Below are 16693 nucleotides of genomic sequence, written 5' to 3'. Positions count from 1 at the left end.
TCGAACCGATGGCGACTCGATGGCTGACCCCGTGGGATATTTGAGAACAGATGAAGGGCAGGGGAATGACCGGGCTTTTGCGGAAACCGACGGGGACCAATGGCAAGGTCCATGACATCACGCCGGAAGGCGCGGGCTGGGGCTATGTGGGCTTCGGCCTCTATCGTCTGACGCCGGGGCAGTCGGCGGCAGAGGCGACGGGGGATCGGGAAGCCATCCTCGTGCTTGTCGAGGGCCGCGCGCAGATCACGGCAGGCGGGCAGGACTTCGGCGAGATGGGCGCGCGGATGAGCGTCTTCGAAAGGACGCCGCCGCATTGCCTTTATGTCCCGAATGGCAGCGACTGGGCGGCGGTAGCGACCACCGATTGCGTGCTGGCCGTCTGCACGGCGCCGGGCAAGGGCAATCATCCCGTGCGGCGGCTGGGGCCGGAGGGGATCGAACTCACCCCGCGCGGGCAGGGGGCCAATACGCGTTTCATCAACAACATTGCGATGGAAGGCCGCGAGGTGGCCGACAGCCTGCTGGTGACCGAGGTCTTCACCCCGGCGGGGAACTGGTCCAGCTATCCGAGCCACCGCCATGACGAGGATGATTTCCCGCGCATGACCTATCTGGAAGAGACCTATTACATGCGCCTGAATCCGGCGCAGGGCTTCGGCATCCAGCGGGTCTATACCGAGGATGGCAGCCTCGATGTCACCATGGCGGTGAAGGACCATGACGTGACCCTGGTTCCGAAGGGGCATCACCCCTGCGGCGTGCCCTACGGCTATGACCTCTATTACCTGAACGTCATGGCCGGGCCGCGCCGCAACTGGCGATTCCAGAACGACCCCGATCATGACTGGATCTGGCGCCGCGATAATCCGTGACGGTCAGGCTTCGGTTCAGGGGCGGAGGACGACCGCAACCTTGATGCCGCCCGCCTGGTTGCGGATTTCACGCTCTACCATGCGGGGATTGGGCAGGTCGGGCGCGACCACGACCAGCGTGCCGTTGAAGCCAAGCTTGGTGAGAAGCTGCGCCACGACCAGCGCGTCGTAGTTTTCGGAAAAGAGCGGGCAGATCACCTTGTCCGGCGCCATCGTCGCCAGGAGGACGGCGTCGATCTTGTCCGGCCCGTCCACCGCGATGCTTTCGGGCGGCTGTGCCGGATAGCCCAGCACGATGGCACGGGTCGGGGTCTCTGCCACCTCGCCCGTGCGCACCTGCGGGGCGCGCGTCCGGCGCGCAGCCGTGCTCCGCGGCGGCCTTGGCCGCGAGGGAAGCTGCTCCTGTCCACCCGTCTGCATGACGCCCGCCCCTTCTGCGCTGGCCTATCGGATTCTCCATGCTATGAGGGCGGAACACGGCAGGAGCGTGGCATGTATACGGAAATGATGCGGACAATCGTGGCAGCGATTCCCCTGCCGGTGCTGGCCATCGGGCCGGACGAGCGCATCCTTGCGGCCAATGCGGCGGCCCTTGCGCTGTTCGGGCCGGGGGTGGAGGGGCGGCATCACCTGCTGGCCCTGCGCCAGCCGGCGCTGCAATCGGCCATCGCGGCGGCGCTGGGAGAGGGCGAGACGGGCACGGCGCGCCATGTCATCCCCGGCCCGTCGCAGGACATCATCTATCGTGTCACCGTCGCCCCCGCCGAGGGCCATGCCATCCTGACCTTCGAGGATGTGACCGAGGCCGAACAGATGGGCCAGATGCGCCGCGATTTCGTGGCCAATGTCAGCCATGAATTGCGCACGCCGCTGACCGCGCTGCTGGGATTCATCGAGACGCTGAAGGGCGCCGCCCGCGACGATGCGGCGGCGCGGGAACGGTTTCTGGGCATCATGGAACGCGAGGCGGGGCGGATGAATCGCCTGATCTCGGATCTTCTGCACCTGTCGAAGGTGGAGGCGGATGAGCGTGTCCGCCCGACGGAGCGGGTCGATCTGGCATCCCTGATTGCCAGCGCCGCGAACGGGTTGCGCCCGCTGGCCGACGGGGCCGGGGTGCGGCTGGAGATCACCGGCGAGCCGGGGCCTTTGCCCATGCCCGGCGATGCCGACCAGATCACGCAGGTTCTGGTGAACCTGATCGAGAATGCGGTGAAATATGGCGGGGCAGGGGGCGTGGTCACGCTGCATGTGGCGCGCGAATCCCTGCCGCGCGGGCCGGGGCTGCGGGTGGATGTGATCGACCGGGGCGAAGGGATCGACGCGGTCCATATCCCCCGGCTGACCGAGCGATTCTATCGCGTGGACGGCCACCGCTCGCGCGAGAAGGGCGGGACGGGGCTGGGTCTGGCCATTGTGAAACATATCCTGCAACGCCATCGCGGTCGCATCCGGATTGAAAGCGAGCGGGGAAAGGGCAGCGTTTTCAGCGTGATCTTCCCCGAAACCTGACCCCGGCACCGCAGGGTGCAGGACGGGCGGCAGGGGCTGGCGGCGGGTGATGTGACGGCATTGTCATCGAACTGTTACAAAGCTGTCGCAAAAGGCGCGCGCGTCCCCGGGCTCTCCTGACCCTGATGGCGCGACCCCAGACGGAGTCCGCATGTCCAGCCGCCTGCCTTTCCCTGCCGTCACCGCCCTGCTGGCGGCGCTTTGCCTCGCCGCGCCTGCCGCCGCGCGGGACAATATCCAGATCGCGGGCAGTTCCACCGTGCTGCCCTATGCGACCATCGTGGCCGAACTCTTCGGCGAGAATTTCGAACATCCGACCCCCGTGGTGGAAGGCGGCGGGTCGGGGGCAGGGCGCAAGAAGCTGTGCGAAGGGCTGGGCGAGGGGACCATCGACATCGCCAATTCCTCCAGCCGGATCAAGCAATCTGATATCGACCTCTGCAATGCCAATGGCGTGACCGGGGTGATGGAGGTCCGCTTCGGCTATGACGGCATCGTCTTTGCCGCCTTGCGCGACCAGCCCGATTTCGCCTTCACCCCCGCCGATTGGTATCGCGCCCTGGGCGCCCGGATCGTGCAGGACGGTGCGCTGGTCGAGAACCGCCTGCGCGACTGGGCCGAGGTGAACCCCGCCTTCCCGTCGCAGGAGATCCTCGCCTTCATTCCCGGCACCAAGCATGGCACGCGCGAGGTCTTTGACCACAACGTCCTTCTGGCGGGCTGCAAGGAGACGGGGGCGCATGACCTTTACGCCGCCACCGCCGAGGGGGATGAGGAGGCGAAGAAGAAGGCCGCCGACGAGGCCTGTCTCGACCTGCGCACCGATGGCCTGTCGGTCGATATCGACGGCGACTATACCGAAACGCTGGCGCGGGTGCAGTCCAACCCCGTGGGGATCGGCGTCTTCGGCCTGTCCTTCTACCAGTCCAATACCGACCGGCTGCGCGTCTATCCGATGAGCGGCGTGATGCCATCGGTGGAAACCATCGCCTCGGGCGACTATCCGGTGTCCCGGCCGCTCTACTTCTACGTCAAGCTGGCGCATATGGGGGTGATCCCGGGCCTGCGGGAATATGTGGCCTTCTTCCTGTCCGACGAGGTGGCGGGGCCGGATGGGCCGCTGGCGGATTACGGCCTCGTCTCCGATCCGAAACTGGCCGAGACGCAGGCCCTTGTGGCCGCCGAACGCCCGATGGAACCGCTGAGCCAATGAGGATGACCGATCCCGCCAGACCGGCCCCCACCCTACCGCATCGCAGGATGACCGGATCATGAGCCTTGGCCTTCTCCTTCTTCTTCTGATCGGGCTTGCGGGCCTTGGCTTCGTCGCGGGGCGCCAGCGGGCGCTGGCCGCCGTGCGCGGCGATGCGCGCGACCTGCATTCGCTGCCGGCCTATTACGGGCAGGCCGTGGCGCTGGCGGCGGCGGTGCCTGCCGCGCTGCTGATGCTGGTCTGGCTGATCGTGCAGCCTCTGGCGGTGGAACGCAGCACGCTGGCCCTGATCCTGCCCGAAGACATCGGCGCCGGGTCGTCGCGCGAACTGGTCATGGCCGATATCCGCCGCATCGCCGAAGGGATGGAGGTGCTCGTCGCCTCCGGCACAGCGAATGAGGGCGAGATCGTCGCCCTGGCCAGTCAGCCCGAGGCGCTGAAGGCGCGGCTTGCAGAGGTGAATGTGGCACTGGCCGCGCCGATCTCGGCCCATGTGGCCGGGGCGGCGCTGGTCTATCGCCAGTCCATGGCGACGGGGCAGGGGGCGATGGCGGTGGCGGTGCTGGCCCTGGCGGTGGCGGGGTTCCTGCTGGCGCTCTGGCGCGTGACGCCGCAGTTCCGCGCCCGCAATGTGGTGGAACGGGTGATGCAGGTGCTGCTGATCGCGGCCTCCTCCATCGCGATCCTCACCACGGCGGGCATCATCTTTTCGCTGGTCTTCGAAAGCTGGCATTTCTTCCAGCTTTACCCCGCGCGGGATTTCTTCCTGTCGCTGACCTGGTCGCCCAAATTCGGCGGCGGGTCCGATCTCGGCCTCTGGCCGCTGCTCTGGGGAACGCTCTATGTGTCGGCCATCGCGCTTTTGGTTGCGGTGCCGATCGGGCTGATGGCGGCGATCTACCTGTCGGAATATGCAAGCCCCGCCCTGCGCGCGGTGGCGAAACCGGCAATCGAGATCCTCGCCGGCATCCCCTCCATCGTCTATGGCCTTTTTGCGCTGATGACGGTCGGCCCCTTCCTGCGCGACTGGTTCGCCCAGCCAATGGGACTGGGTGACAGTTCCTCTTCGGTGATGACGGCGGGGGTGGTCATGGGCATCATGCTGATCCCCTATGTCTCGTCCCTGTCGGATGACATCATCAACGCCGTGCCGCAGGCCCTGCGCGACGGGTCCTACGCCATCGGCGCGACGCAATCCGAAACCATCCGCCAGGTGGTCTTTCCTGCCGCCCTTCCCGGCATCGTGGGGGCGATCCTGATGGCCGCCAGCCGCGCCATCGGCGAGACGATGATCGTCGTCCTTGGCGCGGGGGCGGCGGCGAAGCTGGACCTCAACCCCTTCGAGGCAATGACCACCGTCACGGTCAAGATCGTGAGCCAGCTTACGGGCGACACCGAATTCGCCAGCCCTGAAACGCTGGTGGCCTTCGCGCTTGGCCTCACGCTCTTCGTCTTCACGTTGGGGCTGAATGTCCTCGCGCTCTACATCGTCCGCAAATATCGGGAGCAGTACGAATGACCGCGCCTTCCCTGGCCGCGCCGGCGCCTGCGAAGGGCGCCTCGCTGATCGCGCCCGATGCCCGCACCCGCCGCCGCAACGCTTCGGAACGCCGCTTCCGCCTGCTGGGCCTCTCTGCCGTCGGCCTGGGGCTGCTGGCGCTGGTGGTCCTGCTGACATCGGTCCTTGGCAACGGGCTTTCGGCCTTTCGCCAGACCTGGATCACGGTTCCCGTCACGCTGGACGCGGCGCTGCTGGACAAGGAGGGGAACCGCAACCCCGAAGAGATGCGGCAGGTCACCACGCTGGGCTATGGCAAGCTGCTTGAGGCGGCGCTGATCGCGGCCCTGGCCGAAAAGGGCATCGCCACCGATGCCCTGTCGGAAAAGGAGGTGACGGGCCTGCTGTCCAAGGAGGCCGCCGCCGACCTGCGCACGGCCGTCCTCGCCGATCCCTCGCTGGTGGGGCAGACCCTCACCTTCCGGGCGCTCGCCACCTCGCGCATCGACGGCTATTTCAAGGGCCGGGTGACCCGCGAAAGCGCGGCCCGCGATGCCAATGTCACCCCGGCACAGCTTGACCTTGCCGATCGCATGGCCGCTGCGGGGCTGATTGGGACGCAGGGCAATGCGGGCTTCCTGACCCGCCCCGATGCCTCGGAACTGCGGCCCGAGGCGGCGGGTCTGGGTGTCGCCATCCTCGGCTCGGCCTATATGATGGTTGTGGTGCTGGTCCTGTCGCTGCCCATCGGCGTGGCCGCCTCGATCTATCTGGAGGAACTGGCGCCCAGGAATCGCTGGACCGACCTGATCGAGATCAACATCGCCAACCTCGCCGCCGTGCCCTCCATCGTCTATGGCATCCTCGCGCTGGCGCTCTTCATCAATATCCTCGGCCTGCCGCAATCCGCGCCGCTGGTGGGGGGGCTGGTGCTGACGCTGATGACGCTGCCCACCATCATCATCGCCACCCGCGCCAGCCTGAAGGCCGTGCCGCCCTCGATCCGCGACGCGGCGCTGGGGGTGGGGGCCTCGAAGATGCAGGCGATCTTTCACCATGTCCTGCCGCTGGCCATGCCCGGCATCCTGACCGGCACCATCCTTGGCCTTGCCCGCGCGCTTGGCGAATCCGCCCCGCTCCTCCTGATCGGGATGGTGGCCTTCGTGCGCGATTTCCCCGGCGCGCCGCCGCAGGGCCTGCTTGACCCCGCCGCCGCCCTGCCGGTGCAGGTCTATAGCTGGACCCAGCGCGCCGATCCCGCCTTCGTGGAACGCGCCTCGGGCGCCATCATCGTGCTTCTGGCCTTCCTTCTGGCCATGAACGCCCTCGCCATCATACTCCGCCGCCGCTTCGAGCGGCGCTGGTAAAGGGGACCCCCATGAACGACATGCGTCTGACGGAGAGAGTCGTGACAGAAACCGCCAAGATGACGGCCCGCGGCGTGCAGGTCCATTACGGGACGAACCACGCGCTGAAGGATGTCGATGTCGATATCCTCGACAAGACGGTGACGGCCTTCATCGGCCCCTCGGGCTGCGGGAAATCCACCTTCCTGCGCTGCCTGAACCGGATGAATGACACCGTGGCCAGCGCCCGCGTCACCGGCCGGATCGAGATGGACGGGCAGGACATCTACGACCCCCGCGTCGATCCCGTGCAACTGCGCGCCAAGGTGGGGATGGTGTTCCAGAAGCCGAACCCCTTTCCGAAGTCGATCTACGAGAATGTGGCCTATGGCCCCAAGATCCATGGCCTTGCCCGCAGCAAGGCGGATCTCGACGAGATCGTCGAAACCTCGCTGCGCAAGGCCGCGCTGTGGAATGAGGTGAAGGACCGTCTCACCGCCCCCGGCACCGGCCTCTCGGGCGGTCAGCAGCAGCGGCTCTGCATCGCCCGCGCCGTTGCCACCTCGCCCGAAGTGCTGCTGATGGACGAACCCTGCTCCGCCCTCGACCCCATCGCCACGGCCCAGGTGGAAGAGTTGATCGACGAATTGCGCGCCCAGTTCTCGGTCGTGATCGTGACCCATTCCATGCAGCAGGCCGCCCGCGTGTCGCAGCGCACGGCCTTTTTCCATCTGGGCAGCCTCGTCGAATATGGCGAGACGGGCCATATCTTCACCAACCCGACCGACCCCCGGACCGAAGCCTATATCACCGGCCGCATCGGCTGACGGAGAACCCATGTCCCAGTCCCATATCCTCTCCGCCTTCGACCGCGATCTTGAATCCATCCAGGCGCTGCTTGCGCGCATGGGCGGCCTGGTGGAGGCCGCCATCCTTGACGCCGCCGAGGCGCTGGAAACCCGCGACGAGGAAATCGCCCAGCGTGTCCGCGCCGGCGACAAGGCCATCGACGCGCTGGAAGAGCAGATCAATTCCGAATGCGCCCGCGTCATTGCCATCCGCGCCCCCGCCGCCTCGGACCTGCGCACGGTGCTGACGGTGATGAAGATCGCCGCCAATCTGGAACGCTGCGGCGACTATGCCAAGAACCTGGCCAAACGCTCCATGGTGCTGGCCCAGATGACGGCCCTGCCGGGCTCCACCGGGTCGATCCGCCGGATGGCCAAACAGGTGGCGCTGCTGCTGAAGGACGGACTCGATGCCTATATCGCCCGCGATGCACGGCTGGCCGAGGATGTGCGCCAGCGCGACCACGAGGTCGATCAGATGTATAACGCGCTCTTCCGCGAACTCTTGACCCATATGATGGAAGACCCGCGCAACATCACCCCCGCGATGCATCTGCATTTCATCGCCAAGAACATCGAACGGGTCGGGGACCATGCCACCGCCGTGGCGGAACAGGTGATCTACCTTGTCACCGGGCAATTGCCCGGCGATGCCCGCCCCAAGGTGGACAGCACGATGACAGGGCCTGCGGTCTGAGGCGGAGATGACCACGCGCCCGACCGTCCTTCTGGTCGAGGATGAACCCGCCCAGCGCGAGGTTCTGGCCTATAACCTTGCCGCCGATGGGTTCGAGGTGATGCAGGCCGTCTCGGGGGCCGAGGCGGAACTGATCGTCGCCGAAACCCCGCCCGACGTGATCCTCCTCGACTGGATGCTGCCCGAACTTTCCGGGATCGAGCTCTGCCGCCGCCTCAAGGCCCGGCCCGAGACGCGCGCCATCCCCGTCATCATGATCTCGGCCCGCAGCGAAGAGGTGGATCGCGTCCGGGGCCTTGAAACCGGGGCGGATGACTATGTGGTCAAACCCTATTCGATGGTGGAACTCATGGCGCGGGTGCGGGTGCAATTGCGCCGCGTGCGCCCTGCCACGGTGGGGATCGTGCTGGAACATGGCGATATCCGGCTGGATACCGAAACCCACCGCGTGCATCGCGCAGGGGGCGAGGTTCGGCTGGGGCCGACGGAATTCCGCCTGCTCGCCTGTTTCATGGAACGCCCGGGGCGGGTCTTCACCCGCGAGGCGCTGCTCGACCGGGTCTGGGGCCGCGACATCTATGTCGAGACGCGCACCGTGGATGTCCATGTCGGCCGCCTGCGCAAGGCGCTGACAGAGGCCGGGGGCGAGGACCCGATCCGCACCGTGCGCGGATCGGGCTATGCGCTTGGCTGAGGGGCAGGATGGGCAGTCCTGCCCATCCTACGGCAACCGCGCGAGCCGCTCTGTCAGCAGGCCATAGAACCCGTCCGCATCGACCGATCCGATGAACAGCGCATTGGCCGGCCGTTTCGTCACCCCCCACCAATCCGCGACCGTCATGCCCAGTGTGAGCTCCGACTGCGTCTCGATCTCCACATTGATGTGGCGACCGGCGAACAGGTCGGGGCGAAGAAGATAGGCGATCACGCAGGGGTCATGCAGCGGCGCGCCCTCGCTGCCGTATTTCTGCATGTCGAAGCGTTCGAAGAAATCCGTCCATTCCGCCACCATCCGCCCCGCCTCGTTGCCGAGGGCGCGGAAGGCCTCCACCCGCGCGCGGGTGGTCAGCGCTTTGTGCGTGACGTCCAGCGGCATCACCACCAGCGGCACGCCCGAACCGAAGACGATCGCCGCCGCCTCGGGATCGACATAGATGTTGAACTCTGCCGCCGGGGTGATGTTGCCCACCTCGAAATAGGCCCCGCCCATCAGCACGATCTGCTGCACCCGATCCACGATATCGGGCGCGCGTTCAAAGGCCGTGGCGATGTTCGTCAGCGGCCCGAGCGGGCAGAGCGTCACCGTATGCGCCGCCTCGCGCCGCAGCGTCTCGATGATGAAATCGACGCCATGCTGATCCTGCAAGGCCATCACCGGATCGGCCATCTGCGGCCCGTCCAGCCCGGTCTTGCCATGCACATGTTCCGCCGTCACCAGCTTGCGCCGCATCGGACGGTCGCAGCCCGCAAAGACATGCAACTCCGGCTTGCCGGCCAGTTCGCAGATGATGCGGGCATTCTTCTGGGTCAGGGCCAGCGGCACATTGCCCGCGACGGCGGTGATCCCCAGAACCTCGATTTCCTCCGGGCTGGCAAGGGCAAGAAGGATCGCCACCGCATCATCCTGTCCGGGATCGGTGTCGATGATGATCTTGCGCGTCTGTGTCATGCCTGTGCCTTTCGGAATCATTCATCTTTTGTCGCCCTATCGGAACATCCCCAAGTCCGATGTTCACTCGCGCTTCGTGAGTGATTTGCGACATTCGTCGTAATTTGGGCAGAGAAACTGATGAAACCGGTCTTGTCCAGACAGTCAAAACGGAAAAGGGGCGCCGGTGGCGCCCCTGCACCCGTCAGACATTGTCGACGGTCAGCCGTCGAAATTGACCTCTTCGATCAGTTTCAGCGCCTCGGGACGCAGCTTCGCCACATCGGTCAGCGGCATCGGATCGGCGGTGAATTCACCCCAGCTTGTCACCAGTTCCGACCGCGCCACGCCCGGCTTCACCGGATATTCGTGGTTGGTTTCGGCATAGATGCGCTGCGCCTCGTCCCCGGCCAGCCATTCCATGAACTTCAGCGCGTTCTCGCGATTCGGGGCGGCCTTGGTCATCGCCACGCCCGACACGTTCAGATGCGTGCCCGCGCCTTCGAAGACCGGGAAGAGGATGCGCACCGCCTCGGCGGCCTCCTTCTGCTCCGGGTCATTCAGCATCTGGCCGATGTAATAGGTGTTGCCCACCGCGATGTCGCATTGGCCTGCCGCGATCGCCTTCACCTGATCGCGGTCCCCGCCTTCCGGCTTGCGCGCCAGATTGGCCTTCACGCCTTCCAGCCAGGCCTTGGTCTCTTCGGCACCGTGATGGGCCAGCATCGCCGCCGTCAGCGCCACGTTATAGTCATTGGTCCCCGAGCGGATGCAGATGCGGCCCGCCCATTTCGGATCGGCGAGGTCCTCGTAGGTCGTGACCTCGCCCTCGGCCACGCGGTCCACGCTGGCATAGACGATGCGCGCCCGGCTGGTCAGCCCGAACCAGTGATCCTCGGCATCGCGCAGATCGGCGGGGATATTCGCCTCCAGCACATCCGATTGCACCGGCTGGGTCACGCCCGCATCGACGATCTGGGTCAGCCGCGCGATATCCACCGTCAGCACCAGATCGGCGGGCGACCGGTCGCCCTCGGCCACCAGACGCTCGGCCATGCCCTTGTCCACGAAGGCCACGTTCACGGTGATCCCCGTCTCGGCGGTGAAGGCATCGACGAGCGGCTGGATCAGTTCCGGCTGGCGGTGCGAATAGACGTTGATCTCTTGCGCGAAGGCGGGAAGGGCCGTGGTCGCGCAGGCAAGGGCCAGAAAGGAAAGGCGCATCGACATTTGCTTGAGTCCTTTTGTCGGAATTTGATGCGCCCCATAAACCTTACTATTTCACTCGGGTCAATATCCGACGAAAATGATCGGCAAATCTGCCGCAGCCCCCCGGCCCTTGATCCTGCGACGGCATCTCAGCCTCGTTCCGCAAATTACGGAAAATTCGGCTCAATCGCCCTTGCGCGCCGCCTTCTCCTCGGCCTTGGCGCGGTTCCACAGCGCGTCCATCTCGGCCAGGTCGCTTTGATCGGGCCGCTTGCCCGCCTCGGCCAGCCAGTCCTCGATCCGCCCGAAACGGCGGGTGAACTTGGCATTCGCCGCCCGCAGCGCCGCCTCCGGGTCCACCTCCAGATGCCGCGCCAGATTGGCCATCACGAAAAGCAGGTCGCCGAATTCCTCGGCCACCTCCGCCTCCGTCAGCCGGTCGCGCGCCTCCACCAGTTCCGCCGCCTCTTCCGCGATCTTGGCCACCACCTCATCGGTCGAGGGCCAGTCGAACCCCACCCGCGCCGCGCGCTTTTGCAGCTTCACCGCCCGCGTCAGCGCCGGCAACCCCAGCGCCACCCCGTCCAGCACCCGCGCCGCGCCCCGCTCGGCGGCCTTGATCCGTTCCCAATCCGCGGTCTGCTGCGCCGCGCTCTTGTCCCGGCTCTCCGCGCCAAAGACATGCGGATGCCGCGCCACCATCTTGTCCGAGATCGCCCGCACCACATCGTCAAAGGCGAAATGCCCGGCCTCCTCGGCCATCTGCGCATGATAGACGACCTGGAACAGCAGGTCCCCCAACTCCCCCCGCAACTCGCCCCAGGCGCGGCGGGCGATGGCATCGGCCACCTCATGCGCCTCTTCCAGCGTATAGGGGGCGATCGTGTCGAAATTCTGCTCCAGATCCCAGGGGCATCCCCCCGCCGGGTCGCGCAGGGCGCGCATGATCGCCAGCAGCCGCGGCACCCCGCCCTCGGGATCGGTGATCAGCTTCCCGCCTGACGCCCCGTCACGTTCATCCACGGCCATTGCAGCCCCCCCGGAATTCGGATTTGATCAAAGGCAACCACGCGCAAGGAAACCGCAATGCCCGTCCTCAACCGTATCGCCGCTTACGCCGAAGAAATGAAGGCCTGGCGTCGCCATCTCCATGCCCATCCGGAACTGGCCTTCGACTGCCACGATACGGCAGCCTTCATCCAGGACCGGCTGCGCGAGATGGGTGTGGACGAAATCCATACCGGCATCGCCAAGACCGGGATCGTGGCGATCATCCGGGGGCAGGGGGGCGATGCCCCCGATGCCCCCACCATCGGCCTGCGCGCCGATATGGACGCATTGCCCATCGAAGAGATGACGGGGGCGGCCCATGCCTCCACCATCCCCGGCAAGATGCATGCCTGCGGCCATGACGGCCATGTCGCCATGCTGCTGGGGGCGGCCAAGTATCTGGCCGAAACGCGCCGATTTTCGGGCCGCGTCGCGCTCCTGTTCCAGCCTGCGGAAGAGGATGGCGGCGGCGGCGAGGTGATGGTCAAGGAAGGCGTGATGGACCGGTTCGGCATCGGCTCCGTCTATGGCATCCACAATGCGCCGAATGTGGAATTCGGCCATTTCCACACCAATCCGGGTGCCCTGATGGCCTCGGTCGATACGGCCTTCGTCTATATCACCGGCAAGGGCGGCCATGGGGCCAATCCGCATGAATGCATCGACCCGGTCATCGCCGTGGTGGGCATGGTGCAGGCGATCCAGACGATCATCCCGCGCAATGTCTATGCGCTGGACGAGGCGGTGATTTCCGTCACGCAGATCCATACCGGCACCGCCTCGAACATCATCCCCGAAGAGGCGATGTTCTGCGCCACGATCCGCTGTTTCAACCCCGATGTCCGCGCCCTGCTCAAGCGCCGCATCCACGAAATCATCGAAGGCCATGCGCTGGCCTATAACGTCACCGCGCGGATCGACTATGACTGGGGCTATCCCGCCACGATCAACGAAGCCGCCTCTGCCGCCTTCGCCGCCGAAGTGGCGCGCGAGGTGTCGGGCGAGACGGCGGTAAATGACAAGGCGAACCGCGAGATGGGGTCGGAGGATTTCTCCTACATGCTCGAAGCCCGTCCCGGCGCCTATCTCTTCCTTGGCACCGGACCGGGCGCGGGCCTCCACCACCCCGCCTATGACTTCAACGACGAGGCCGCCCCCATCGGCGCCAGCTTCTTCGCCCGCCTCGTCGAACGCGCCCAGCCCCTCGCCTGACCAGGCGGAGCGCTGCGCGCGTTCCTTTTGTCTCGCCTGCGCGCGTTCCGCGCTCCGGCTCGGGGTCAGGGGGCGCACGCGCCCCCTCTTGGCCTGCGGCCAATTCACCCCCTGTGGATATTTTCCGACAGAAAGTGGACAGGCCGCCGCGCCTGAGTCCCTAGGTTTCAGGTCTGCTGCACTTTCTGTCTGCAAATATCCTCGGGGGTGAATTGGCGCGCCGCAGGCGGGACAAGAGGGGGGCGAGCCCCCCTGACGCCGAGCCGGACGCGCGCAGGCGCGGGAGGCGAGACAAGAGGAACGCGCGCAGCGCGCCGCAGGATCACCGCCCACCGCTCTGGCGCGAATGGCCCCGATTTGTTATACTAATGTGCAATAACTCACTGCACGGATTCTCCCGATGTCGCCCCTCGCCGCGCTCAATTCGCCCTCTCCCGCCGATCTCTGGGAGATGGATCACAGCCACGCCCTTCATCCCTGGACGAATTTCGGCAGCTTCCAGAAGGAAGGCGCGCTGGTCATCACGCGGGGCGAGGGCTGCTGGCTCTGGGATGCCGATGGCAAGCGCTATCTCGATTCGGTGGGCGGGCTCTGGTGCACCAATATCGGGCTCGGGCGGCGCGAGATGGCGCAGGCCATCGCCGAACAGGCGGAACGGCTGGCCTTTTCCAATACCTTCGTGGACATGGCCAATGACCCCTCCGCCCGGCTGGCCGCGAAACTGGCCTCGCTGGCGCCCGGCGATCTGAACCGCGTGATGTTCACCACCGGCGGCTCGACCGCCGTGGATACCGCGATCCGCATGGTGGCCTATGTGCAATCCTGCCTCGGCCATCCCGACAAGACCGGGATCGTCGCGCGGGACCACAGCTATCACGGCTCCACCTATCTGTCGCAAAGCGTGGGCAAGCGTCCGGGCGACCGGGTGCCGGAATTCCGCTACAAGGAGGATGGCATCTGGCATCTTTCGCCGCCCGACACCTATCGCCGTCCGGAGGGGATGACAGAGGCCGAGTTCTGCGATGCGCTGGTGCAGGAATATGAAGACCTCATCGCCCGCGTGGGGGCCGACCGCATCGGCGGTTTCATCGCCGAGCCGATCCAGGCCTCGGGGGGCGTGATCGTCCCGCCCGAGGGCTATCTGCACCGGATGTGGCAGGTCTGCCAGCGTCACGGCATCCTCTTCATCGCCGATGAGGTGGTCACCGCCTTCGGCCGCCTCGGCCATTGGTTCGCCTCCGAAGATGTCTTCGGCGTCACGCCCGACATCATCACCACGGCCAAGGGCCTGACCTCGGGCTATGTGCCGCTGGGCGCGATGATCTTTTCCGATCGGCTGTGGCAGATCATGGGGCAGGACCCCGACCGCTGGTTCACCGCCGGGTTCACCTATTCCGGCCATCCCGTCGCCTGTGCCGCGGGCCTGAAGAACATCGAGATCATGGAACGCGAGGGTCTTCTGGCCAATGCCGCGCGCATGGGCGCGCTGTTCCAGGCGCGGCTGAAGCGGCTGGAAGACCTGCCGCTGGTGGGGCAGGTGCGGGGCCGGGGCCTGATGATCTGCACCGAGAATGTGATGGACAAGGCGACGAAGGCGCCGCTCCCCGATGGGGTGAATGAAAGCAAGCGCATCTCGAACGCGGCCGAGGCGATGGGTCTGATCGTGCGTCCGCTGGCGCATCTGAACGTGATGTCGCCGCCCCTCGTCATCTCTGAAGACGAGGTGGAATTCGTCGCCGTCACGCTGGAAAAGGCGATCCGTCAGGTGACGGATGAACTGGTGCGCGAAGGCTATCGTCTCGGCTGACCCTGAAACCCCGCCCCGGCGGCTGCACGCCCCGTGACCGTCCAGCCGCCGATTCGCGCGGCTTGGTTAACGCAACCTGCCGGTAAACCCGCCGTGCGCTGCGTGGCCACAGTTTGCTGCACAGAAGGCGGCACAGCATCCGGCACAGCCGGTGACGGGAAATCTTTCGCCATGTCAGAGGGTTACATCACCGCGCGCCGGATCGCCGCAGCCCGCCGCTTGACATGGCCACCCGGCATGGCACCTTCGCGGCACCCGATCCGCGCGTCTCGGCTTTCCAAACGACTGCGCTGCTGTTCAGGGACATCCCCATCATGGCACTTCTGGAAGACGCAAAGTCTGACATTGATACCGCTTTCACCCGCAAGGGCCTGCGCGGCCATTCCTTCGAGAATGCCTTCGCCGGCGCCACCTCCTTCCTGCGGCGGACCTATACCAAGGACCTGACCGGGGTAGATATCGCCATCACTGGCGTCTGCTTCGATCAGGCCACCAGCCACCGCGCCGGCACCCGCTTCGGCCCCCGCGCGATCCGCGAGGCATCCAGCCTCATCGCCTATGACCCGCCCTTCGGCTGGGGCACCGATCCGCTGGAGGAGATGGCGGTGGTCGATTACGGCGACCTCGCCTTCGACTATGCCCATACGCCCAGCTTTCCGGGCGCGCTGACCGACCATATCCGCACGATCCTGAACGCAGGCGCGGGGGCGATCACGCTGGGGGGCGATCACTACATCACCTATCCGATCCTGAAGGCCCATGCCGAAAAGCATGGCCCCCTCGGCGTGATCCATTTCGACGCCCATTCCGACCTCTGGCCCGATGACAACCCGGACCGGATCGACCATGGCACCATGCTCTACAAGGCCGTGAAGGAAGGCTATGTGGACCCCAAACGGTCGCTCCAGATCGGCATCCGCACGACGACCGAGGATTACCTTGGCGTCAACGTCCTCTCCGCGCGGGAGTTGCACGAAAAGGGCGTGGCCCATGCCGTGGCCCTGGCCAAGGAGATCGTGGGGGACAAGCCCGCCTATGTCACCTTCGACATCGACGCGCTCGACCCCGCCTATGCGCCGGGGACCGGCACGCCGGTCTGGGGCGGCCTGCATTCCTGGCAGGCGGCGGCGATCCTGCGGGATCTGGCGGGGATCAACATGGTGGGCGGCGATGTGGTGGAGGTTTCGCCCCCCTATGACACGACCGGGGCCACGGCGATTGCCGGGGCGCATGTCGCCTATGATCTGATCTGCCTCTATCATTGGGCGAGGACGCGGCGCTAAATGGCGGCAGGCAATCGGAAAAGGTGAATCGAGGTGGGCAGGATGGGCTTTGTCGCGGGGTTTCTGATCTTTCTGGTGATCGGCTTCGCCGCCTATGTCCGGCTTGCCCCCTCGGACCCGGCGCGCTGGCATGTCTCGCCCGCGCCCGCCCAGCAGCCCGATTGCAGCATCGCGGCGGGCGAGGGTGATGCCCGCGTCACCTGCCTGATCCCCGGCACGGCGGCAGAGGCTCTGGCGCGGATCGAGGCTGTCGCGATGGCCACGCCCCGCACCATCCGCCTGGCCGGATCGCCCGCCGAGGGCCGGATCACATGGATCACCCGTTCCGCGCTCTGGGGCTTTCCCGACTACACCACGGCCGAAGCCGTGGCGGAGGGTGCGCAAGCCCGCGTCACCCTCCATGCCCGCCTCCGCTTTGGCCGCAGCGATATGGGCGTGAACGCCGCCCGCCTGCGCGACTGGCTTGCCGCGCTCAACCCTTGACCGACCGCGCCG

General features: G+C 66.2%; 16 protein-coding genes. 12 read left to right on the top strand and 4 right to left on the bottom strand.

The annotated features are described in order from the left end of the window. Positions 1-65 precede the first annotated feature (65 nt). Positions 66-875, top strand: a complete 810-nt coding sequence (iolB, locus tag C0V75_RS08725; protein ID WP_101920484.1) for a 5-deoxy-glucuronate isomerase — start codon at positions 66-68, stop codon at positions 873-875. Between the two features lie 15 nt (positions 876-890). On the opposite strand, the gene C0V75_RS08720 is transcribed toward iolB, so the two are convergent. Continuing rightward, positions 891-1295, bottom strand: a complete 405-nt coding sequence (locus C0V75_RS08720; RefSeq protein ID WP_101920483.1) for a hypothetical protein — start codon at positions 1293-1295, stop codon at positions 891-893. 72 nt (positions 1296-1367) lie between these two features. Here C0V75_RS08720 and C0V75_RS08715 point away from each other — a divergent pair, with 72 nt between their 5' ends. The 7 genes from C0V75_RS08715 (at position 1368) to phoB (ending at position 8683) form a co-directional block, all read left to right on the top strand. Further along, complete coding sequence (locus C0V75_RS08715; protein ID WP_101920482.1) at positions 1368-2387, top strand: cell wall metabolism sensor histidine kinase WalK; 1020 nt, start codon at positions 1368-1370, stop codon at positions 2385-2387. A gap of 151 nt (positions 2388-2538) precedes the next feature. Further along, the gene (locus C0V75_RS08710; RefSeq protein WP_101920481.1) at positions 2539-3600 is read left to right on the top strand and encodes a PstS family phosphate ABC transporter substrate-binding protein; all 1062 of its coding nucleotides are present in this window, start codon (positions 2539-2541) and stop codon (positions 3598-3600) included. A 58-nt stretch (positions 3601-3658) separates the two neighbouring features. Then, positions 3659-5119 carry a phosphate ABC transporter permease subunit PstC gene (gene pstC / locus C0V75_RS08705; protein WP_101920480.1) on the top strand — a complete coding sequence of 487 codons (1461 nt, stop codon included), beginning with the start codon at positions 3659-3661 and terminating at the stop codon, positions 5117-5119. Continuing rightward, positions 5116-6465: a phosphate ABC transporter permease PstA gene (gene pstA, locus C0V75_RS08700; RefSeq protein ID WP_101920479.1), complete on the top strand. Its 1350-nt coding sequence runs from the start codon at positions 5116-5118 to the stop codon at positions 6463-6465. The genes pstC and pstA overlap by 4 nt, the downstream gene beginning before the upstream one ends. A gap of 11 nt (positions 6466-6476) precedes the next feature. Further along, positions 6477-7271, top strand: a complete 795-nt coding sequence (gene pstB / locus C0V75_RS08695; RefSeq protein ID WP_101920478.1) for a phosphate ABC transporter ATP-binding protein PstB — start codon at positions 6477-6479, stop codon at positions 7269-7271. 10 nt (positions 7272-7281) lie between these two features. After that, the gene (gene phoU, locus C0V75_RS08690) at positions 7282-7989 is read left to right on the top strand and encodes a phosphate signaling complex protein PhoU (RefSeq protein WP_101920477.1); all 708 of its coding nucleotides are present in this window, start codon (positions 7282-7284) and stop codon (positions 7987-7989) included. A 7-nt stretch (positions 7990-7996) separates the two neighbouring features. Further along, positions 7997-8683 (top strand): phosphate regulon transcriptional regulator PhoB, encoded by a 687-nt coding sequence (phoB, locus tag C0V75_RS08685; protein ID WP_101920476.1) that lies wholly within the window; start codon positions 7997-7999, stop codon positions 8681-8683. 27 nt (positions 8684-8710) lie between these two features. Here phoB and C0V75_RS08680 read toward each other — a convergent pair whose 3' ends face one another. The 3 genes from C0V75_RS08680 to mazG all read right to left on the bottom strand — a co-directional run bounded on the left by C0V75_RS08680 (position 8711) and on the right by mazG (position 11875). Continuing rightward, positions 8711-9658: a nucleoside hydrolase gene (locus C0V75_RS08680; protein ID WP_101920475.1), complete on the bottom strand. Its 948-nt coding sequence runs from the start codon at positions 9656-9658 to the stop codon at positions 8711-8713. 201 nt (positions 9659-9859) lie between these two features. Continuing rightward, positions 9860-10861, bottom strand: coding sequence for a Fe(3+) ABC transporter substrate-binding protein (locus tag C0V75_RS08675; RefSeq protein ID WP_101920783.1), 1002 nt, complete (start codon positions 10859-10861; stop codon positions 9860-9862). Positions 10862-11029: 168 nt separating this feature from the next. Continuing rightward, positions 11030-11875 (bottom strand): nucleoside triphosphate pyrophosphohydrolase, encoded by an 846-nt coding sequence (gene mazG / locus C0V75_RS08670; RefSeq protein WP_101920474.1) that lies wholly within the window; start codon positions 11873-11875, stop codon positions 11030-11032. A gap of 57 nt (positions 11876-11932) precedes the next feature. On the opposite strand from mazG, the gene C0V75_RS08665 reads away from it, so the two are divergent. From C0V75_RS08665 to C0V75_RS08650, 4 genes are all read left to right on the top strand, one after another. Then, positions 11933-13108: a M20 aminoacylase family protein gene (locus C0V75_RS08665; RefSeq protein ID WP_101920473.1), complete on the top strand. Its 1176-nt coding sequence runs from the start codon at positions 11933-11935 to the stop codon at positions 13106-13108. 400 nt (positions 13109-13508) lie between these two features. Beyond that, entirely contained in the window at positions 13509-14915 is a 1407-nt protein-coding gene (locus C0V75_RS08660) for an aminotransferase (protein WP_101920472.1), read from the top strand. A gap of 314 nt (positions 14916-15229) precedes the next feature. Further along, positions 15230-16198, top strand: a complete 969-nt coding sequence (speB, locus tag C0V75_RS08655) for an agmatinase (RefSeq protein WP_101920782.1) — start codon at positions 15230-15232, stop codon at positions 16196-16198. 42 nt (positions 16199-16240) lie between these two features. Continuing rightward, positions 16241-16681 (top strand): DUF1499 domain-containing protein, encoded by a 441-nt coding sequence (locus tag C0V75_RS08650; protein WP_101920471.1) that lies wholly within the window; start codon positions 16241-16243, stop codon positions 16679-16681. Positions 16682-16693 lie beyond the last annotated feature (12 nt).

This window comes from Tabrizicola sp. TH137 (assembly GCF_002855575.1).
GTDB lineage: Bacteria > Pseudomonadota > Alphaproteobacteria > Rhodobacterales > Rhodobacteraceae > Paragemmobacter.
Note: the sequence above shows the minus strand (reverse complement) of the source record. Positions and strands in the feature narration are given on the sequence as shown.